Here is a 20,104-nt window from a genome sequence, read left to right on the forward strand (position 1 = left end):
GGTATAACTTTATTTATCTTAAAATTTCCACAATCACGTTTTTCACTGGAAAATAGTTTACAATGTTATCAAGTTACAAATGATATTCACCTTAAAAAGTGTGCATTTGTGTCTATTTTTTAACAATATCACAAAAACTATTGCCATCTATAAATTAATAGGTTTATATTGTTTTATTGGCATAGTTTCAATCCAAGGAGAAAGGAGATTTTCAATCGTGCAACTAAAGAAAACGTTTTGGAAGCTGGCTTCGCTTCTTCCGTTATCATTACTTCTGTTCCTCGGCGGCTGTGATAAGAAACTCGCAGTATTAAATCCGCAAGGACCTGTTGCAAAAGCACAGTATGATTTAATTGTTTGGTCATTCTTGCTTATGTCATTAATTATCGCAATTGTATTCATCTTGTTTACAGTCATCTTGATTCGTTATCGTGAAAAACCAGAGAATATGGACTACGAGCCACCTGAACAACACGGTAACACATTATTAGAAATTATTTGGACGCTTGTTCCTGTTATTATCGTTATCGCATTATCGATTCCAACAGTAAAAGCAACGTATGCTTCGGAAGAGGTTCCGGCAGAGTCCAAACATATTAAACCAGTTGAGATTTATGTTACATCTGCAAACTGGAAATGGTTATTCAGTTACCCAGAGGAAAAAATTGAAACCGTTAACTATTTAAACATCCCAGCTGGTGTACCAATTCAATTCAAACTGACTTCTGTCGGTCCAATGAATGCTTTCTGGGTACCAGAACTTGGTGGTATGAAGTACACTATGGATGGCATGATTATGGATCTTTATTTACAAGCTGATAAGCCTGGTTCTTACCTAGGCCGTAGTGCGAACTTCTCTGGTGAAGGATTCACACATATGGAGTTCGAAGTTGAAGCAAAAACTAAAGAGAAATATGACAAGTGGGTTAAAGAAGTACAACAAACTGCTCCTAAACTAACAGAAGATAAGTACAACGAAATTGTTAAACCTGGTGTAGTTGGTCGTATGACATTCTCTAGTCACCACTTAAGTTATGTAGATCCAAAATCACTTGAATATTGTGATTACAACTACTACAAAAACAAAAAATAATAGCTATTATTCCAACAGATTGGAGTGAACACAGTGAAGCTTGATGAATTCTTTGTCACAGGTGACCCGATTATTTACGGTGCAGACGCTTCTATCGTTCTTGTGACATTAGCAATCATTTTCGTACTAACAAAGTATAAAAAATGGAAATGGCTTTGGGACGAATGGTTAACAACTGTTGACCATAAAAAGATTGGGGCCATGTATATTATCTCTGCGGTTATCATGTTATTCCGTGGTGGTATGGACGGTTTAATGATCCGTGCACAGTTAACATTCCCAGAAACAACTTATTTAAATGCTGAACACTATAACGGAATCTTCACAACACACGGTACAGTTATGATTCTTTTCATGGCGATGCCATTCGTTATGGGATTAATGAACCTTGTAGTACCATTACAAATTGGTGCTCGTGACGTTGCATATCCGTTCTTAAATGCTTTAAGTTTCTGGTTATTCTTCGTCGGAGCAATGTTATTTAACATCGCTTTCGTAATCGGTGGTTCTCCAGACGCTGGGTGGACTTCTTACTTCCCAATGGCAGGTACAGAGTTTACTTCTGGTGTAGGAAATAACTACTACGCAATTGCATTACAGATTTCAGGTCTCGGTACGCTAATGACCGGTATTAACTTCCTTGTTACTATCTTAAAAATGCGTACACCTGGTATGACTTTAATGAGAATGCCAATGTTTACTTGGTCAATCTTAATTACAACAGTTATCATTATTTTCGCTTTCCCAGTATTAACAGTTGCTCTTGCATTAATGACATTTGACCGTCTATTCGATGCTCACTTCTTTACGATGGCGAGCGGCGGTATGCCAATGTTATGGGCCAACCTATTCTGGGTATGGGGTCACCCTGAAGTATATATCGTTATTTTACCGGCATTCGGTATTTTCTCTGAAATCATTAGTACATTCTCACGTAAACGTCTATTCGGTTACAGTGCGATGGTATACTCAATGGTTGCAATTTCTTTACTAAGTTTCGTCGTATGGCTTCATCACTTCTTCACGATGGGTGCAGGTCCAGCGGTTAACTCATTCTTCTCGATTTCGACAATGGCGATTTCGATTCCAACCGGGGTTAAGATCTTTAACTGGTTGTTTACACTGTATAAAGGACGTATTCGTTTTACAGTTCCAATGCTTTGGTCATTGGCATTTATTCCAAACTTCGTAGTCGGTGGGGTTACAGGGGTTATGCTTGGTATGGCAGCAGCTGATTATCAGTACCATAACAGCTACTTCCTAATTGCTCACTTCCACTACGTATTAATCGCAGGTACAGTATTCGCTATGCTTGCTGGATTCACATTCTGGTATCCAAAAATGACTGGTCATATGTTAAACGAACGCCTAGGTAAATGGACATTCTGGATCTTTATGAGCGGATTCAATATCTGTTTCTTCCCAATGTACTTCTTAGGTTTAGACGGTATGACTCGTCGTATGTACACTTACTCTGAAAGTCTTGGATGGGGATGGCTAAACCAAATCGCATCTGTTGGTGCGGTAATGATGGGTATTGGTTTCCTAATTCTTTGTTACAACGTAATTTGGAGTGCTCGTCACGGTGAACGTGACACAACTGGAGATCCATGGGATGGCCGTACACTTGAATGGGCAACTCAATCTCCTGTACAACATTACAACTTCGCGAAACTTCCTGAAATCAAAGAAGCTGATGCTTTCTGGTACATGAAAAAACGCGGAGAAACAGTTACACCAGCAGCAGAAGATTTAAAACCAATTCACATGCCAAGTAACTCTGGTGTGCCTATTATTGCGTCTTTATTCTTCGGTCTTGCAGGTTTCGCATTAGTATTTAGCTGGTTCTGGCTTGCAGCAATCGGCGGCGTTGGTATTTTAGCTTGCTTAATCTATCGTTCGTTCGATTATGATGATGGCTACTACGTAAGCGTTGATGAAATTAAAGAAACAGAACATATAGCATGAGAGGTGAAATGATATGGCGGCTTTAGATAAAAGCTTACCTTTGGAATATCAATCCGAGCAAAGCAGATTGAATATCCTAGGATTTTGGATTTTTCTTGGGGCTGAAATTATGCTGTTCGCAACACTTTTCGCCTCTTATCTAGTACTTGCTGGTCGTACGGCAGATGGCCCAACCCCAGCGCAACTGTTTGAACTTAAAACGCTTTTAATTCAAACATTACTACTTTTAACAAGTAGTTTCACATGTGGTATCGTAATTCACGAAATGCGTAAGCACAACCAAAAAGCAATGCTTGGATGGTTCATCCTTACATTACTTTTAGGTGCAGGTTTCCTATTCTTTGAAATCGAAGAGTTCATTATGTACATCGGTGAAGGCGCAACAATTCAAACAAGTGCTTTCCTATCTGCATTCTTCGTTCTTCTTGGAACACATGGTGCCCACGTAACAGGCGGTATCATTTGGGCAACTTGTGTTATTATCCAAATTTTAAAACGAGGTTTAACACCAGTTACAGCGCGTAAAGTATTCATTATCAGCTTATATTGGCATTTCCTTGATCTAGTTTGGGTATTTATTTACACACTAGTTTACTTGAACGGGATGGTGGCGTAAATGGATCAAAATAACAACCAAGCAAACGGGCATGCGCATAGCGGATTCCCTTGGTCACACGTTTTCGGATTTATTTTATCGCTTGCACTAACGTTTCTAGCGTTATACGTGGCACTTTATACAAACTTGCCACTTTCAACGATCTTAACAACTATTATCGTAATGGCTGTTGCGCAAGCGTTGTTACAATTAATTATGTTCATGCATTTAAAAGAAGGAGAAGGAAGAGTTCAAATCCTTACAATGATATACAGTTTCTTCGTTGCAACTGCAACAGTTGGTTTAACTGTATGGATCTTCTTCTCAATGTAATGTATATGAAAAAGACTGCTGAGATTCCTCAGCAGTCTTTTTTTTATCCCTCATTAACGAGCAGTAAGACCCCAGGGGGATCAACTGCCCGTAAAAGCCTTCACTTTATCCCCTCCCCTATTACATCCACATTACGAAATTAACAACAGAATCATGAAAAATATACTTATTATGACAAATCTTAAGAAAACTCTTTCTTTATGAAATCGAATCCATATGCGTTGCTTTTCTACCTATTATATGGCTAAATAGGTACTATATTTATTTGAAGGGAGAGAACGCAATGGAACATCATACTTCTGTTCTATCACTTATGGTTGTCGTTGCAATCGCGTTTTTCGTTCCCCTTTTGTTACAACGCTTTAAATTAAAAGCACTTCCTGTCGTTGTTGCAGAAATCATCGCAGGAATCTTTGTAGGTAAAAGTGGGTTTAATATTATTGAGCCAGATATGTGGCTTCAAGTCTTATCGACACTAGGATTTATCTTCTTAATGTTCTTAAGCGGTTTAGAAATTGATTTTTCTATCTTTAAACAAAAAGGGAAAAAGAATACGACAAACGAACCAAACACATTCCAAGCAGCAAGCATTATCTTCTTATTTATTTTCATCTTATCTTATGTCCTATCATTACTGTTCGTATGGCTAGGATTCGTGGATAATGCAATGTTTATGACTTTAATTATTTCAACTATTTCTTTAGGTGTTGTTGTACCAACATTAAAAGAAAATAACTTAGGAAAAACGGCAATCGGACAAATCATTTTATTAGTCGCTGTTATTGCAGATTTAGTTACAATGATTTTACTCGCTGTATTCGTCGGATTAAATTCCGAAAGCGGCCAAAGCATGTGGCTCCTTCTTCTTCTATTCGGCGCTGGTATTGTTATTTACTTCATTGCAAAACGCTTTAAAAACATTCCATACTTAGATAGCTTAAAAGCTGGTAGTGTACAAATTGATACACGAGCTGTTTTTGCACTCATCTTAATATTAGTTGGGTTATCTGAATCTGTTGGAGCTGAAAATATTTTAGGTGCCTTCTTAGCAGGGGTACTCGTATCGTTATTATCACCAAATGAAGATATGATTGAAAAACTGGATTCCATCGGCTACGGTTTCTTCATCCCTATTTTCTTCGTAATGGTTGGTGTGAATCTAGAAGTTTGGTCTATTTTTAAAGAACCTTCTAGCATGCTAATGATCCCAATTTTAATTGTAGGACTCTTTATCTCAAAACTGTTACCATCACTCGTCTTACGAAAATGGTATCCACGTAATATCGTACTAGGAAGTGCCATCTTATTAACATCGACACTTTCTTTAGTTATTGCAGCTGCACAAATTGGTGAAAAACTAGGAATCATCAGTCCGAGTTTATCTGCTTCCCTTATTTTAAGCGCAGTTATTACTTGTATTTTTGCACCTATATTATTTAAAAAGATGTTCCCAAAAGTAGAAACACCAAAACCAAAAGTTTCTATTATTGGTGCGAGCAGAATTACCCTTCCGTTATCACTTGATTTAAAACGAGAAGATTATGACGTAACACTTTATATGATGCGTCAAAATAAAATAAATGATGAGGAAGCGAAATCACATGACTTCCCTATCGTAAAATTAGATGACATCACAATCGCTTCATTAACTGAACAAACAGCATTTAACGCAGACCGCGTTGTTGTTGCAACAAGTGATGATGAACAAAACTTATTATTGGCGGAACACGCAAAAGATCTAGGTGTTGAACATGTTATTGCAAGTGTAGAAGATCCACTTCTACAAGAAAAAGCAACGCAAGAACATATCGCCGTATTCTCAACAATTAACTCTACACGTATTCTGTTACGTGCACTAATTGATAAACCGAGTCTCGTTCGCTTAATTACAACAGCAAATGAAACAGTTCGTGAAGTTGAACTACGTAGCAATACATATAACGGTGTTGCACTACGTCGCCTTCCGTTTTTAGGGGATGTACTCGTCATTCAAATTTACCGCGGTAATAAAGCATTAATCCCGCATGGTGATACGAGACTACAACATGGTGATACATTGCTTGTCACAGGTTCAAAAGAACATATTGATACGTTGAAAAACATATTAGAATAAAAAATGCCCCTTACATAATTGAGGGGCATTTTTTTCCATTCCATATGGTAAAATGTTACTATCACATATTATGAGGATGGATCACATTATGTCTATTGTAACTTTAGCTCTTTTATTATTGGCGGAAATACTCGTTGCCATTATTCTCATCGGTGTTAGCATTGAAATTTGTAGTTACGGATGGAAAAAATCGAATGGAATAAAATACTCTTGCCTCTTACTTTCACTCCTTCTCGGAATTGCTAGCATACTCGGACTTTTCGCCGCACCTGCCTATTTCTTTATACAACTAACAGAAAACGCCTTATAAGAAAGGATGTTAATATGATTACCGTGAAAAATATTGAGGGATCTGAAACTTACGTATTACGTCAAAAAATTTTACGCCCGAATCAAACATTAGCAGATTGTAAATACTCTTCCGACTATGAAACAGACACCTTTCACTTAGGCGCATTTATAAACGATGAACTAATTAGTATCGCTTCCTTCTCAAAAGAGATATACCCTGACTTACTAGCAGGTGTTCATTATCGTCTACGAGGAATGGCCACATTACCTGAATTTCGAAACAAACGTGCTGGAAGTTCCTTAATTCAGAAGGCGGAGCAAGTCTTGCAAGAACGTAAAGCAAATATATTATGGTGTAATGGCCGAATTACTGTAGCTGACTATTACAAGCGCTTAGGCTTTCAGGAACATGGTGAAATCTTTGAAATTGAACCGATTGGCCTTCATAAAGTACTGTATAAAAGAATATAAGAAAAGCTTTCCGCAATATGAGAAAGCTTTTCTTATATTTCAATCTTCACTTTTTATTTTTCTCATATATATGTATATAAACAAACTAGGAACTAAAAAACAAGCAAACATAATAAGTCCTGTCATACTAATTTCCTTTATAGCAATATCTGGTGTTACAATAATACAAATAGCTAAAATTCCAATAACAATACCTACTGGAATAAATAATAATTTCATAAAATAGCTGCGTGATACTCCACCTGTATGCTCATATGCCTCTACAGAATGTTTTAAATTTAAGAAGTTAATGACTACGATCCCGCCCATAAATACCATTAATAAATCCGAAACACTTTCATATCCTGCACCTTGCAAAACGTAGCGATAAAAAACGATACCTAGTATGACGATATTTTGTAAGATGAAAACGAGTCTAATATGTTTTAGCCCCTCAATCATTAAACGTTCATCTTTCACAATCCTCACTCCTCTTCCTCCCAAAATAAATCATTCAGTGTTTTGTCTACCGCATAACAAATTTTCAAACATAAATCTAAAGACGGGTTGTATTTCCCCTTCTCAATTAAACTAATCGTTTGCCTTGTAACGCCTACTTTTTCTGCTAATTGTTGCTGTGTTAAATCTAACTGAACACGCGCGACTTTTATTTTACTTACAGCCATTCATGTTCCTCCTCTGCCTTTATTGTAACATATATATTCCATTAGGTAATTTATATTTTACTAAAATCGTTTGATTTTTACTTTATTATACACAAAAAAAGAGCCTCCCATAAGAAGCTCCCTCTTCTATATCTATATTATAAGAATAAATGACATCCAAATAAAATTGTAAATAAGTATAGTAACGGATGTACTTCCATCCCTTTCCCTTTCACAATTTTTAAGACTGGATACACTAAAAATCCAATTGCAATTCCATTCGCAATGCTAGACGTTAACGGAATACCGATAAAAATTAAAAATGCTGGTAATGCATCTTCAAATTCATTCCAATTAATATCACGAAGACTTTGCGCCATTAGACTACCTACAATAATTAATGAAGGAGCTGTAATAGCGGCTACACTTGATAAAGAAGCAATCACAGGGCTGAAGAATGCCGTTATAATCGTTAGACCGACAACTACAATACCCGTTAATCCTGTTTTACCACCTGCAGCAATACCAGCTGATGATTCAATCGTCGCTGCTGTTGGGCTTGTTCCAAAGATAGAACCTGTAGTCCCACCAATTGCATCTGCAATAAACGCTTTACCAAAACGTTTCTCTGTATTATCTGTAATTAAACCCGCTTGTTTAATTAAACCAAGTAATGCACCTGTTGTATCAAATAACAGTACAAGTAAAAATGAAAATACAACACCATATAATCCGTATTCAATTACATCTGAAAAGGCATTGATTGGGTTTGAAACGATAATTCCCTCTGGTAAATGAGGCATCGCAACAATTTTATCCGTAAACTTCAGTTGCCCTGTAAAGAAGGCGATAACTCCTGTCACAATCATACTAATAAATAATGCACCGCTCACACGTAATGCCATTAATACCGCCGCTAATATTAAACCAATTAAAGTTAAAATAACGGCTGGAGAATGAAAATCACCAATCGTAACTAAATTAGATGGATGATCAACGATAATTCCAGAAAGGCGTAATCCAATAAAAGCAATAAATAGTCCAATTCCACCTGCAATTGCATGTTTTAAACTATCAGGAATTGCGACAATTAGCTTTTGCCTAAATGAAGTGAAAGATAATAAAAGAAAAATGATACCTGTTACAAATACTGCTGAAAACGCAATGACATATGTAATCCCCTCTGCCTGTTGAACAACAGAATAAGCAAAATACGCATTCATTCCCATAGCTGGAGCAATAACAATTGGATAGTTAGCTAAAAACGCCATACATAGCGTTCCTACAACCGTCGCAATAATAGTTGCTGTAAAAGCTTGATCAAATGGTACACCTGCATCAGATAATATTTTCGGATTGATGACAAGAATATACGCAAATGTAAAAAAAGTTGTGATGCCAGCTAAAAGCTCTTGCTTCACAGAAGTGTTATATTTTTGTAATTGAAACATGGTTATGTACCCTTCCTACATCTGAATTATTATCACATATTCTTTTCTTACTAGTATGTGAGAAAATATAATACTTAATCTTAACAATCAATAAAAAGAAGAGTCAATATATTCGCTAATAGTTCGAATTTTAAGTTTAAGTCTGACAAGTTTAGATGTAGTACAGTTCATCATGATTATTTTTGTAGCATAACAGATAGAAATGTTTTATAATTTGAAATAGTTAAATATTTATTAAACGCATTCAAATATCGTTCACTCTACAAGGGGGATTCTTCTTATGCAGCACACAAACAAATCTGAAACTTTAAACCGCGGTTTAAAAGAACGACATATTACTTTAATGTCGCTCGGCTCCGCTATTGGCGTTGGACTATTTTTAGGATCTGCTTCTGCTATTAAGCTAGCTGGCCCTTCTATTCTACTAGGTTATATGATCGCCGGACTCGTTATTTTTTTCATTATGCGAGCACTCGGAGAAATGGCAATTGAACAACCTGTTGCCGGTTCTTTTAGTAAATATGCCTCTGATTATCTTGGACCACTAGCTGGCTATATTACTGGCTGGAACTACTGGTTTTTATGGGTTGTTACTTGCATGGCTGAAATTACAGCAGCTGGCATTTACATGCAATACTGGTTCCCAGATATCCCGCGCTGGACTTGGGCTTTACTCGCTCTATTATTAATGAGTGCTTTCAACTTCTTATCCGTAAAGGTATTTGGAGAACTTGAATTTTGGTTTGCTCTCATCAAAATTGTCACAATTATCTGTATGATAATTGTTGGAGCTGGTATTATTTTATTCGGATTTGGAAACGGTGGTATCGCTACTGGTATTTCAAACCTTTGGTCACATGGTGGCTGGTTCCCAAATGGTTTTTCTGGGTTACTACTCTCCATGCAAATGGTGTTATTCGCTTATTTAGGCGTTGAATTAATCGGTGTTACAGCGGGTGAAGCTCAAAATCCGAAAAAAACACTCGCAAAAGCAATCGATAACGTATTTTGGAGAATATTACTGTTCTACGTTGGGGCTCTATTCGTTATGATGGCAATTTATCCATGGAATGAACTTGGTGAAAAAGGAAGTCCATTCGTATTAACATTCCAGCAAATTGGTATCGCAAAAGCAGCAGGGATTATTAACTTTGTCGTATTAACAGCAGCTCTTTCTTCTTGTAATGGTGGTTTATTTAGTACAGGCCGTATGCTATTTACATTAGCTCAGCAAAAGAAAGCACCTGAAAGATTTGGTCGTTTAAATAAAAACGGTATTCCGAGTCAAGGAATTGTAGCAACAGCTATCGTTTTACTCGTTGGTGTTATATTAAACTATCTTGTGCCCGCAAAAGTGTTTACATGGCTGACTAGTATTTCAACTTTCGGGGCAATTTGGACCTGGGGAATTATATTAGTCGCTCAAATTAAATTCCGTAAAGGATTATCAACTGAGAAAAAAGACAAGCTAACGTATAAAATGCCTTTACATCCATTAAGCTCTTACTTCTCACTTGGCTTCCTTGCACTTGTACTATGTATAATGGCGTATTCAGAAGATACACGAATTGCATTAATCGTTGGCCCAATTTGGCTTATTGGCTTAGCTATCGTGTATTACATGAAAGGGTTTCATAAGATTGATGAAACACCTAATTCAAAGATTAGTTAAACAAGTTATCCCTTCCTTGTTAATTGGAAGGGATTTTTTATTGTCTACATAAATATTTCTCAACAAAATTCACGGTATTTTTACAATTTTTTAATATTTTTTACGTTTTCTGTCTTTATTTTTTCAGAAAAATAAATTACATTATTAAAGCACATATATTTATTATTAGGGGGATTCTTCTATGAAGAATAAAAAATGGATTACATTTTCTTTAGCAACAGCAATTACACTTAGTATGGGGAGTTCGTTCATACCGTCTACTTATGCCGAAAGCTCAGTAGACCCAGCTCCTGAAATTGCTGCAAAGGTTGTAAATCAAAACAATGGGAAGAAAGTATTATTTGATAATACGCACGGTCAAACTGCAGGGACAGCTGACTGGGTTATTGATGGCGGCTTTTCTGATTTCGGAAACGGCATTGCCCAAAATGGATATCATGTAAAAGAACTTCGTAAATCAACACCTATTACATACGAAGACTTAAAAAATTACAACGTGTTTATCGTTCCAGAGGCAAATATTCCTTACAAAAAATCTGAACAAGATGCAATGTTACAATATGTAAAAAATGGCGGCAGTATCTTCTTCATTGCCGATCATTATAATGCAGATCGTAATAAAAACCGCTGGGACTCTTCTGAAGTATTTAATGGATATAGACGCGGTGCTTGGGAAAATCCCGCAAAAGGAATGTCTAACGAAGAAGCAAACTCACAAGCTATGCAAGGAGTAGAAAGTTCCGATTGGCTATCTAATAATTTTGGTATTCGCTTCCGTTACAATGCACTTGGTGATGTTTCAGCTAAAAACATTGTTTCGCCTGAACAATCATTCGGAATTACACAAGGTGTTTCATCAGTAGCAATGCATGCTGGTTCTACTCTAGCAATTACAAATCCAAAACTAGCAAAAGGACTTGTTTATCTTCCAGAAAACCCATCAAAATGGAATAACGCTGTTGATAGTGGTGTTTATAACGGCGGTGGCGTTGCAGAGGGCCCATATGCTGCAATTGCAAAAGTAGGACTTGGAAAAGCTGCCTTTATCGGTGACTCTTCTCCTGTTGAAGATGCTACGCCAAAATACGTTCGTGAAGATTCTGGCCAAACAAAGAAAACTTACGATGGTTATAAAGAAGAAAACGATGCTGTTTTACTAGAAAATATCGTAAATTGGCTATCGAAACAAGAGACATTTACAAGCTTAGATCAAGTAAACGGTTTACAACTTGATTCACCTACTGCTTTACAAACATTTGAACAACCAAGCTTATCAACAGAGCCACAACCAGAACCTTGGAGTGCACCAAACGCTGGTTACCAATGGTTTAATACAAATACATTTAAACCTGGTTCCTACGGATATAACGGCGCCGTAACAGCAAACAATTATGTGATTACACGCCCTAGCATTCTACCAAACAATGAAGTGTTCCAAATAAAGATTCAAGTAAACAACTTATTACCTAATACAACTTATAATAACTATTCTTTAGGTATCTTCACGACTGGCGGCACACAAGTAGCAAAAGTCCAAAATACAAACGGCACTTGGCCATCTACTTTCGGATATAGTAGCGCCTTCTCATTCACAACAAACAGCTTTGGTTCTGCTGAGAAGATTGTAAATGTACAAATCAATCCAAATACTGCTGGACAAGCAACTCTTCGTCTACGCCAAAATACGACAGCGAAATACAATGAAACTGTAATAATTGATAAGAAATAATGAAGAAGGCAATCCGCATGCGGATTGCCTTCTTCTCACTTCTCTTCTTTCGAGAAAAACATTCTTGAAATAACGATACCTATACTTCCTACAATTAAGAATAACACAGCCCTGATCATCATCGATACTTCTGGTAAGTCCAGAAGGAATAGCTTCCCTATCGTTACGACTAACACGACTAAGCCGGCATACAATATTTCATTCATATTTTTATTCCGTCCAAGCCAAACGGCAAATAATGCATATACCATCCATAATAACGATACAGATACGCTTATTATACTTCCATCTGTAGACAGCACTTCACCGACTCTAGTAATTGCAATAAATACGATAACCATAAACCAATAGAGCGTTATAGAATAAACATATTTTCCGAAGCTCCTTAACACATCTTTCGCTTGTTTCATGCAGTAATAAAATGTACCTATTAAAATAATATGGGCAACAAACCCAGCTGAAATGAAATGATCAAACGGACTAAAAATAGTTTGTATCATTCCAATCGCGTAAATCGTCGCACTAACATACAATTTCACCTGTTGTTTTACTTTAATAGCAGTCACCATACCGAGGAAACCTTGCAATAATAATACAATCGCTGCATTTACTAAACTATACTCATATAAAATCGCTAAACTAAATGCACCCATTGCGAAACCAAATAAAAGATTTGTAAATGTAGAATGTCTATTCTTCCTATATTCAAACACAAACATAGTAGCGTGCACGAGTGCACTAATCATTAATCCCCATGTTGTAAATTCAGGTATTTTTGAAATGGCTAATATAAAGAGAACTGCATTCGCACTAAATATCGCCAAGCGTGGCTCTAATATAAAACTTCTCTCCGTAAACATATGCCAAAATAATAGTAAGTGAATCAAACCATAAACAACCGTTAACTGTATTTGCAAATCCTCTACTAACATTGACATAATAGCAAAGAAAACAAAAAGGACAATAGCAGCAACAGCATAAGAAATCATATATAAATACTGATAACGATTTTTCAACGCATACCATAATAAGCTAAGTGTTAGTATCGTCTCATATCCAAAGAAAATATAAGGATTAGGAGTCGTACTATTTAATAAGAATGGCACGAAGAACGCTCCTACGGCTACGAATATAGTAAGATATTCCGATTGATACCTCTTCGCTACATAAATACCTAAAATGACCCATGCAATATTACATACAAACGCAACACTTGCTGGAATAAATCCATATAAATAATGCGCCGCAAATGTCGTTAAAACTATACCCGTAATACTTCCTCCTGCTAATACTAAACCCAACGCTTGCCGCTCTCGTTTAATTTGAATATCACCTATATAATAAAAACCGATTGATAGGACAATACCAAACACAATTCGTATTACAGGTGTTAATAATCCAGCATCTACCCCTGCTTTAAATAACCAGATTACTCCAAGTAACATAATGCCGACAAATATACGTGGCAACCAAGTTTGGCAAAACTTAATAATATTAAATGGTTCTGGTTTAAATGCAGATATATCTACTTGTTTTACCTCACGTTCTTGCACGGGCTCCTTTATTGTAACTACTTCTTCTTTTTGCTTTTCCTCCATTACCGTTTCAATATATTCTTTCTTTTCTTTACTAACATGTTGCTGAGCATTTTCTACTTCTATTTCTCTTTGTTTTGCTTTCAATTCAAAAAGCGCTTCTTGAATTGTTTCAATTGCCGTTTCGAGCGCTTCTATTTTCTTATTTAAATCCTCCTTCATACGCTCCCCCCTCACCATTCATTCAAAATCTATATATTACCAATTATCTTTATCATACTCTTAGTCTATTCATTTTCAATACTATTTTTCCTAAAAAAAGAAAGGTATCTTCCGAAATAGGAAAACACCTTTTTACTCATTTATTCTTATTTAGAACAACACTAACGATGACACCAATACAAACACCTATAATAGCTGGAACAATCCATCCAACACCTTCTGTATAAAACGGAATGTATTTCAATATTGACGTCCACTGATTCATCATTACATTTTTATTGAAAATATCGATTGCACTAAATACCGCTACAATCCCAACAGCTACTGCATATACGTATGCATACTTTCCAATATATTTATGGAATAACCCTAGAATAATGAGTGTTAATGCAACTGGATAAATAAATCCAAGAATCGGTACTGATACTTTTAAAATTTGTGTTAATCCTAAATTAGCTAAAATCATACTAGCAAAACTTAATATAAATGCCCAAACTTTATACGCTACTTTCGGAAATGCACTTGCGAAAAATTGACTACAAGATGTAACAAGCCCGATTGAAACGCATAAACAAGCGATCGTAAAAATAAGACCTAATAAAACGACTCCGCCTTGTCCAAATAATGTAGTCATAACTTGCGCTAACACGTTCGCCCCATTATCAAATGTACCTAACGAACCGCTAATTGAACCAACATATCCAAGTATGACATAAATAATAGATAATAATAGTCCTGCACCAATTCCAGCAATACTCATATATTTCGCTAAACCTTTATCATCTTCAACACCTTTTGCACGAAGAGCATTTGCAATAACAATCCCAAAAATTAAAGCGGCTAGCGCATCCATTGTTAAATATCCATCTAAAAAGCCTTGGAACATAGGAGCTTGTCCATAGTTTCCAGCAGCCTCTTTCACACTGCCTACTGATGTAAACATACTCTTTATAAAAATAAGGGCAATCATCCCTAATAATAACGGTGTTAAAACTTTTCCGAACAACCCCATTAATTTAGACGGTGATAAACTTAACCAGTACACAATACTAAAGAAAATAACCGTGTAACATAATAAAACTACACTTCCCGATTCTGTGAAGAACTGACCTGGTCCCATTTCAAAAGCTAAACTTCCTGCACGTGGTATACCAAGACCTGGTCCAATAAATAAATACACGATACATGGGAAAATAATGGCGAATGAAGAATGAACCCTCCCCGCTAACGTTTGAAAGCTTCCCGCTTTCGCAATAGCGATAACACCCAATATAGGAAGACCTGTTGCTGATATAATAAATCCTATTAATGAAATCCACACATGTTCTCCTGCTTCATACCCAAGGAAAGGTGGGAATATAAGATTCCCCGCTCCAAAGAACATCGAGAATAACATAAGGCTAATCAGTAAAATTTCTTTTTTCTGTAACAATTTCATTTGTTTCTCCTTCTTTAATTTCATCTTTTATGAAATCAATTTCACATATAAAAAAGTGCAATAATTCGCTTCCTAACAAAGAAAACATAGTCCATAGTCTAACATAAAAGAAACACCCATTCTATAGCTATCCCTCTTTTCCAATTTCTTCTGAAAAATCAACCTTTATTGACTTATAATAGTTAATAAGGTAAAATATTAAATGTACAAAATTATTAACTTTGTTTTTGTTTGTGTCAGGAGGAAAATAACATGGAATCAGCGATACAACTAGAAAGAGAACAACAAAGAAAAAAGAAACATCCTCCAGGTTTATACTTACTCTTCTTTACAGAAATGTGGGAAAGATTTAGTTACTATGGATTACGAGGATTATTAACATTATATTTAACGACAGCTTTAGTAAGCGGTGGTCTTGGGTTTAGTCCTGCGTGGGCACTATCCATTTACGGATTTTACACTGGAGCCTGTTATTTCACACCAATGATTGGTGGATACTTAACAGACCGGTTCCTAGGTAGACGAAAAGCGATCACAATTGGTGGTATAACAATGGCAATTGGTAACCTTACACTATTTGCCATGCAAAACCAAGCCGGCCTATACCTCGGATTAGCGCTTATTATTATCGGTAACGGATTCTTCAAACCGAACATCTCTACACTGGTTGGGGAATTATACGAAGAGAACGATCCAAAACGTGATAGTGCATTTACCATTTTCTATATGGGTATTAACGTCGGATCATTTTTAGCTCCACTCGTTTGTGGTTTTTTATCAGAAAATTTATTCAAAACAACAGTTGATGGCGTTGTACATTACGGATTCCGTTACGGTTTCTTAGCCGCTTCAATTGGAATGATCATTGGACAAATTTTATTTACAACATTATCAAATCGCTTCCTTGGTGATATCGGTAAAAAACCAACTCGTGATTTGCAAACAACAGATGGACAACCATCAGTAGGAGATACACCGTTAACAAAAAAAGAAAAACAACGTACCGCAGTTATCGTCATTTTAACATGCTTCGTTGTCTTCTTCTGGGCTGGCTTTGAACAAGCTGGTAGCTCATTAACATTATATACAAACAAATTTGTAGACCGCTCTGTGTTCGGATGGGAAGTTCCAACATCTTGGTTCCAATCGGTCAATCCATTATTTATTATTTTACTTGCTCCAGTCATTTCAGCATTATGGGCAAAACTTGCAACTCGCAAGCGCGGGGATTTAAAAATCCCAACTAAAATGGGACTTGGTATGATCTTGCTTGGTATCGGTTATATCATTCTCGTTATCGCTACATTAAAAACAGGTAGTGATGAACATAACATTACAGAAAAAGCAAACTTACTATTTATCGTCTTTACGTATCTTTTCCATACGTTAGGTGAGCTATTCTTATCACCTGTTGGACTATCAATGGTTAGTGCACTTGCCCCAGTAAAACTTGCTTCTTTATTAATGGGAGTATGGTTAGCAAGCTCAGGAATTGCTAACATTTTAGGCGGACAACTTGCAAGCTTCACAACTTCACTTGGATATGCTGAAGTATTTACAGTAATCGGAGCTGTAGCAATTGTATTAGGTTGTGTTTTATTACTAATTTCTAAGAGATTAGTGAAATGGATGGATTAAAAAAAGATGAGGGATTCCCCTCATCTTTTTTATTTCTTCGCCTTCGTTCCTACTAAATCACCAGCAACAACGTAACGTTTAGAATTATCTTTCACAGATACACATGTAATAAGCGTTATCTCATCTTTCCCATGATCCTCTACAACTTCCCACTTATCAGGAGTTACTTCAGATACACCAGTAACCGCATATTCATATTCATTTTCATTATCATACAAATAAATTTTGTCGCCTTTTTTTAAAGAGGCTACATCACTAAATAAAACACCTTTTTTAGACATGTTATGTCCTGCTAATGCATAGTTCCCTTTTCCCATTACTTGATTTTCTTTTACTGTTGCTGCACCTGATAATAGGTTTTTCTCAGTAGAAGATTTTAAAACAGGAAGTTCTAATGAAACACTCGGGATCGAAATACGACCAATTACTTGTTTCTTATCTAATGATGCAGTCGCTACTTCTGCCAAGTCTGGTTGATCAATTTTCGAAGCATCTACAAATTCCGTCTCATGTTTTTCATAATCCATTTTTTGAACAGCCTGTACATTTTCAGTCTGTTTCTTTTCAGCCTGATATCCATCATAAAATGGCTTTCCGATTAACACACCACCTACAACAAATAGAAGGATTGCTACTATACTATAAATTCTTTGCTTATTCATATACAATTCCTTTCCCTTACAAAATCTTACTCTATATAAAATGATAAGATAATATTGCTATATGTACAAGTATAAGCTAAAAAGAAACCTTCTCGCACGTGCAAGAAGGTTTCTTTTTAAGCGATTTTATTTCGATATAAGGATACGTGAAAAATCGTCATTTGAATAAAGAAAATACTAAATGCAATATATATTGGATATGCAGGAACATATAGATTAGCAATTGGAGAAAGAGTTAAAAAACCAACCGCACAAGGCAGCACGTACCATAGTGACATAAATGTAGTACGACAAGCCTTTTCTGTAATTGCCTTTTCTCGCTCATCCTCTTGAGGAAATAATAGTGGAAACATCCAATACGAGAGCTCTTTATATTTTTTCTTTTGAATTTTATAAAGAACAGTCGATACAATACCAAATATTAAAAGTAATACTAGCGGCATTAAACTCAGTGAAATTTCAGATGGTACTCTCTCCGTTTGAATAAAATTAGCGACTTCAATAGTAAAATAATACAACTCAATAAACGCCCAACCTGCTAATACCATTAAAAGTACATTTAGCATATAAGAAAATACGAGTCTATTCATCCTCTTCCCCCTCCTTATTTAAAACAAACACATCTTCCATCTTTAACTCGAATACATCACAAATCGTAAGTGCTAATAACAATGAAGGAACATAATCACCTTTTTCAATTGCAGCGATTGTTTGTCTCGTTACTCCAACCTTTTCTGCTAATACACTTTGCGAAAAATTAAATCGAGCTCTTAATTCCTTCACTCTATTTAAAATGGACAAATTTACCACCTCTTAATTTCATTGTATGCTTTCCTTAACAAAATGTAAACTCAACTTAACATTATTTTCACAAAAAATCCAACTTTACGTTTTGTAAAGTTGGATTACGTTTTAGTTTAAAATTGTAACTTTAACATTTTTTCTGCCCCAATTACTAGACGAAGCTTTATCCGGCATTAAAACATCGATTTTGTGACCTTTAATCGCGCCACCAGTATCTGCTGCAATTGCAATTCCATAGCCTTCAACATTTACAGTAGATCCTAATGGAATAACAGATGGATCCACCGCAATTAATTTCATTCCTGGGTTTGCAGTTAAATTATAGCCTCCCCATGCAGAATATACTTGTTGACCTGCTGCATAACCATTTTCAGCTGGGTCTGCTGTATAAGCTGTTGCATGTACATAAAGTTCTTTTCCACCAGCAGTTGGCTTAGAAGGTTGTGCAGGTTCTACCTTCGAATTATTATTAGCAACAGGTTCGGCTGGTTTACTAGCTGGTTTACTAGCTTGTTCTTGCTTTTTCTTTTCAGCAACTTCCGCCTGTGCCTTAGCTAAAGCTTCTTGCTCAGCCTTTGCAGCTGCTTCTGCTTTCGCACGCTCTTCTGCTGCAATTCTTGCTGCTTCTTGCTCACGAGCAATTGTTTCTTGCACTGCCTTCATATTTGACTCAATTTTAGCTTTCTCTTCTGCTGCTAAATTAAGTTGGCTTGCAACCTGATTATATTTATCTTGAACTGTTTGTAAGTTAGCTTGACGCTTTTTCAAGTTATCTTGCAACTCAGCTTGTGCTTTTGCTAATTTTTGTTTGTCTACTACTAAAGATGCTTCTTTTTCATCAATTGTTTTCTTATCTTCTTCAATTTGACGAAGATCTTGTTCTTGTAGACGTAAAATTTCTTTATCAGCTTCTAGAATAGTAGAAACTGCGTTCATACGTTGTAAGAAATCTGCAAAGTTTTTTGACTCTACTACAACTTCTACTACTAAACTCGTATTTGAACTGTTTTGAACAGAAACCATACGTTTTCTCATAATATCCTTACGAGCAAGGACTTTATCCTCTAAAACGACAATTTCATTCTTTTTTTGCTCAATTTGCTTATGTGTTTCATCGATTTTACGTTGAATAGCAGCTTGATCCTCTTTATTTTTTGCAATTGTATTATTTAAATTATGTAGTTCGTTTTCGATACCTTTAATTTCTTTATTAACAGCTTGCTTCTCTTGCTCTTTCTTTTGCATTTCTGCATCGTTTTGCTGCAATTGCTGTTGCATGTTGTTAAGTTTCTCGTCGTTTGACTCTGCTTTAACAGCGACTGTACTAGAAAGACCTATAATTCCTGCTAATACTAGACTACTGATTCGCTTAAAATAGTTCATAATCCGACTCCCTTCTTATACAGTTATACATGATTTATTTTACAGTTTGTTTACAATACCAT

Annotated in this window: 19 protein-coding genes; 10 read left to right on the forward strand and 9 right to left on the reverse strand. The window is 36.0% G+C overall.

Annotated elements, in window-relative coordinates; genetic code table 11:
• The first annotated feature begins 217 nt into the window (after positions 1 to 217).
• The 7 genes from RBB48_RS21355 (at position 218) to RBB48_RS21385 (ending at position 6,864) form a co-directional block, all read left to right on the forward strand.
• Positions 218 to 1,093, forward strand: coding sequence for a cytochrome aa3 quinol oxidase subunit II (locus tag RBB48_RS21355; RefSeq protein ID WP_046957295.1), 876 nt, complete (start codon positions 218 to 220; stop codon positions 1,091 to 1,093).
• Positions 1,094 to 1,126: 33 nt separating this feature from the next.
• Positions 1,127 to 3,061 carry a cytochrome aa3 quinol oxidase subunit I gene (qoxB, locus tag RBB48_RS21360; RefSeq protein WP_048562936.1) on the forward strand — a complete coding sequence of 645 codons (1,935 nt, stop codon included), beginning with the start codon at positions 1,127 to 1,129 and terminating at the stop codon, positions 3,059 to 3,061.
• Between the two features lie 13 nt (positions 3,062 to 3,074).
• On the forward strand, positions 3,075 to 3,677 hold the full coding sequence (gene qoxC, locus RBB48_RS21365; RefSeq protein ID WP_000729314.1) for a cytochrome aa3 quinol oxidase subunit III: 603 nt from the start codon (positions 3,075 to 3,077) through the stop codon (positions 3,675 to 3,677).
• Complete coding sequence (qoxD, locus tag RBB48_RS21370; RefSeq protein WP_000372611.1) at positions 3,678 to 3,989, forward strand: cytochrome aa3 quinol oxidase subunit IV; 312 nt, start codon at positions 3,678 to 3,680, stop codon at positions 3,987 to 3,989.
• Between the two features lie 283 nt (positions 3,990 to 4,272).
• The gene (locus RBB48_RS21375) at positions 4,273 to 6,102 is read left to right on the forward strand and encodes a monovalent cation:proton antiporter family protein (RefSeq protein WP_306008050.1); all 1,830 of its coding nucleotides are present in this window, start codon (positions 4,273 to 4,275) and stop codon (positions 6,100 to 6,102) included.
• 52 nt (positions 6,103 to 6,154) lie between these two features.
• Positions 6,155 to 6,412: a DUF4022 family protein gene (locus RBB48_RS21380; RefSeq protein ID WP_141542836.1), complete on the forward strand. Its 258-nt coding sequence runs from the start codon at positions 6,155 to 6,157 to the stop codon at positions 6,410 to 6,412.
• 14 nt (positions 6,413 to 6,426) lie between these two features.
• Complete coding sequence (locus RBB48_RS21385) at positions 6,427 to 6,864, forward strand: GNAT family N-acetyltransferase (protein WP_000633772.1); 438 nt, start codon at positions 6,427 to 6,429, stop codon at positions 6,862 to 6,864.
• 39 nt (positions 6,865 to 6,903) lie between these two features.
• On the opposite strand, the gene RBB48_RS21390 is transcribed toward RBB48_RS21385, so the two are convergent.
• The 3 genes from RBB48_RS21390 to RBB48_RS21400 form a co-directional block, all read right to left on the reverse strand.
• Positions 6,904 to 7,332: a hypothetical protein gene (locus RBB48_RS21390; RefSeq protein WP_088608991.1), complete on the reverse strand. Its 429-nt coding sequence runs from the start codon at positions 7,330 to 7,332 to the stop codon at positions 6,904 to 6,906.
• Positions 7,329 to 7,529, reverse strand: coding sequence for a helix-turn-helix transcriptional regulator (locus RBB48_RS21395; protein ID WP_000301181.1), 201 nt, complete (start codon positions 7,527 to 7,529; stop codon positions 7,329 to 7,331). The genes RBB48_RS21390 and RBB48_RS21395 overlap by 4 nt, the downstream gene beginning before the upstream one ends.
• Before the next feature lie 137 nt (positions 7,530 to 7,666).
• Positions 7,667 to 8,959 carry an NCS2 family permease gene (locus tag RBB48_RS21400; RefSeq protein ID WP_087983292.1) on the reverse strand — a complete coding sequence of 431 codons (1,293 nt, stop codon included), beginning with the start codon at positions 8,957 to 8,959 and terminating at the stop codon, positions 7,667 to 7,669.
• Between the two features lie 280 nt (positions 8,960 to 9,239).
• Here RBB48_RS21400 and RBB48_RS21405 point away from each other — a divergent pair, with 280 nt between their 5' ends.
• Together RBB48_RS21405 and RBB48_RS21410 are read left to right on the forward strand one after the other, a co-directional pair.
• On the forward strand, positions 9,240 to 10,631 hold the full coding sequence (locus RBB48_RS21405) for an amino acid permease (protein WP_098857723.1): 1,392 nt from the start codon (positions 9,240 to 9,242) through the stop codon (positions 10,629 to 10,631).
• Positions 10,632 to 10,812: 181 nt separating this feature from the next.
• Positions 10,813 to 12,360, forward strand: coding sequence for a DNA-binding protein (locus RBB48_RS21410; RefSeq protein ID WP_306008051.1), 1,548 nt, complete (start codon positions 10,813 to 10,815; stop codon positions 12,358 to 12,360).
• Between the two features lie 35 nt (positions 12,361 to 12,395).
• On the opposite strand, the gene RBB48_RS21415 is transcribed toward RBB48_RS21410, so the two are convergent.
• Together RBB48_RS21415 and brnQ1 are read right to left on the reverse strand one after the other, a co-directional pair.
• Positions 12,396 to 14,117 (reverse strand): DUF2339 domain-containing protein, encoded by a 1,722-nt coding sequence (locus tag RBB48_RS21415; protein WP_088061917.1) that lies wholly within the window; start codon positions 14,115 to 14,117, stop codon positions 12,396 to 12,398.
• A 136-nt stretch (positions 14,118 to 14,253) separates the two neighbouring features.
• Positions 14,254 to 15,555, reverse strand: coding sequence for a branched-chain amino acid transport system II carrier protein BrnQ1 (gene brnQ1, locus RBB48_RS21420; protein WP_088608989.1), 1,302 nt, complete (start codon positions 15,553 to 15,555; stop codon positions 14,254 to 14,256).
• 252 nt (positions 15,556 to 15,807) lie between these two features.
• On the opposite strand from brnQ1, the gene RBB48_RS21425 reads away from it, so the two are divergent.
• Positions 15,808 to 17,193, forward strand: a complete 1,386-nt coding sequence (locus RBB48_RS21425) for a peptide MFS transporter (protein ID WP_088061913.1) — start codon at positions 15,808 to 15,810, stop codon at positions 17,191 to 17,193.
• 29 nt (positions 17,194 to 17,222) lie between these two features.
• On the opposite strand, the gene RBB48_RS21430 is transcribed toward RBB48_RS21425, so the two are convergent.
• From RBB48_RS21430 to RBB48_RS21445, 4 genes are all read right to left on the reverse strand, one after another.
• Positions 17,223 to 17,855 (reverse strand): class A sortase, encoded by a 633-nt coding sequence (locus tag RBB48_RS21430; protein ID WP_088061911.1) that lies wholly within the window; start codon positions 17,853 to 17,855, stop codon positions 17,223 to 17,225.
• Between the two features lie 116 nt (positions 17,856 to 17,971).
• A complete protein-coding gene (locus RBB48_RS21435; protein WP_088061909.1) occupies positions 17,972 to 18,445 on the reverse strand; it encodes a DUF2178 domain-containing protein in 474 nt (157 codons plus the stop codon).
• Positions 18,438 to 18,656 (reverse strand): helix-turn-helix transcriptional regulator, encoded by a 219-nt coding sequence (locus RBB48_RS21440; RefSeq protein WP_141542835.1) that lies wholly within the window; start codon positions 18,654 to 18,656, stop codon positions 18,438 to 18,440. The genes RBB48_RS21435 and RBB48_RS21440 overlap by 8 nt, the downstream gene beginning before the upstream one ends.
• Positions 18,657 to 18,767: 111 nt before the next feature.
• Positions 18,768 to 20,042 carry a 3D domain-containing protein gene (locus tag RBB48_RS21445; protein ID WP_088608988.1) on the reverse strand — a complete coding sequence of 425 codons (1,275 nt, stop codon included), beginning with the start codon at positions 20,040 to 20,042 and terminating at the stop codon, positions 18,768 to 18,770.
• Positions 20,043 to 20,104 lie beyond the last annotated feature (62 nt).

The sequence above is a fragment of the Bacillus sp. MMSF_3353 genome (genome assembly GCF_030733445.1).
In the GTDB taxonomy this organism is placed as follows: domain Bacteria; phylum Bacillota; class Bacilli; order Bacillales; family Bacillaceae_G; genus Bacillus_A; species Bacillus_A wiedmannii.

Coding starts and splice junctions, on each gene's coding strand:
- RBB48_RS21385 (WP_000633772.1), top strand. CDS start 6,427: ATGATTACCGTGAAAAATATTGAGGGATCTGAAACTTACGTATTACGT.
- RBB48_RS21375 (WP_306008050.1), top strand. CDS start 4,273: ATGGAACATCATACTTCTGTTCTATCACTTATGGTTGTCGTTGCAATC.
- RBB48_RS21380 (WP_141542836.1), top strand. CDS start 6,155: ATGTTACTATCACATATTATGAGGATGGATCACATTATGTCTATTGTA.
- RBB48_RS21395 (WP_000301181.1), bottom strand. CDS start 7,529: ATGGCTGTAAGTAAAATAAAAGTCGCGCGTGTTCAGTTAGATTTAACA.
- RBB48_RS21415 (WP_088061917.1), bottom strand. CDS start 14,117: ATGAAGGAGGATTTAAATAAGAAAATAGAAGCGCTCGAAACGGCAATT.
- RBB48_RS21425 (WP_088061913.1), top strand. CDS start 15,808: ATGGAATCAGCGATACAACTAGAAAGAGAACAACAAAGAAAAAAGAAA.
- RBB48_RS21435 (WP_088061909.1), bottom strand. CDS start 18,445: ATGAATAGACTCGTATTTTCTTATATGCTAAATGTACTTTTAATGGTA.
- RBB48_RS21400 (WP_087983292.1), bottom strand. CDS start 8,959: ATGTTTCAATTACAAAAATATAACACTTCTGTGAAGCAAGAGCTTTTA.
- RBB48_RS21405 (WP_098857723.1), top strand. CDS start 9,240: ATGCAGCACACAAACAAATCTGAAACTTTAAACCGCGGTTTAAAAGAA.
- qoxC (WP_000729314.1), top strand. CDS start 3,075: ATGGCGGCTTTAGATAAAAGCTTACCTTTGGAATATCAATCCGAGCAA.
- RBB48_RS21410 (WP_306008051.1), top strand. CDS start 10,813: ATGAAGAATAAAAAATGGATTACATTTTCTTTAGCAACAGCAATTACA.
- brnQ1 (WP_088608989.1), bottom strand. CDS start 15,555: ATGAAATTGTTACAGAAAAAAGAAATTTTACTGATTAGCCTTATGTTA.
- RBB48_RS21445 (WP_088608988.1), bottom strand. CDS start 20,042: ATGAACTATTTTAAGCGAATCAGTAGTCTAGTATTAGCAGGAATTATA.
- RBB48_RS21430 (WP_088061911.1), bottom strand. CDS start 17,855: ATGAATAAGCAAAGAATTTATAGTATAGTAGCAATCCTTCTATTTGTT.
- qoxD (WP_000372611.1), top strand. CDS start 3,678: ATGGATCAAAATAACAACCAAGCAAACGGGCATGCGCATAGCGGATTC.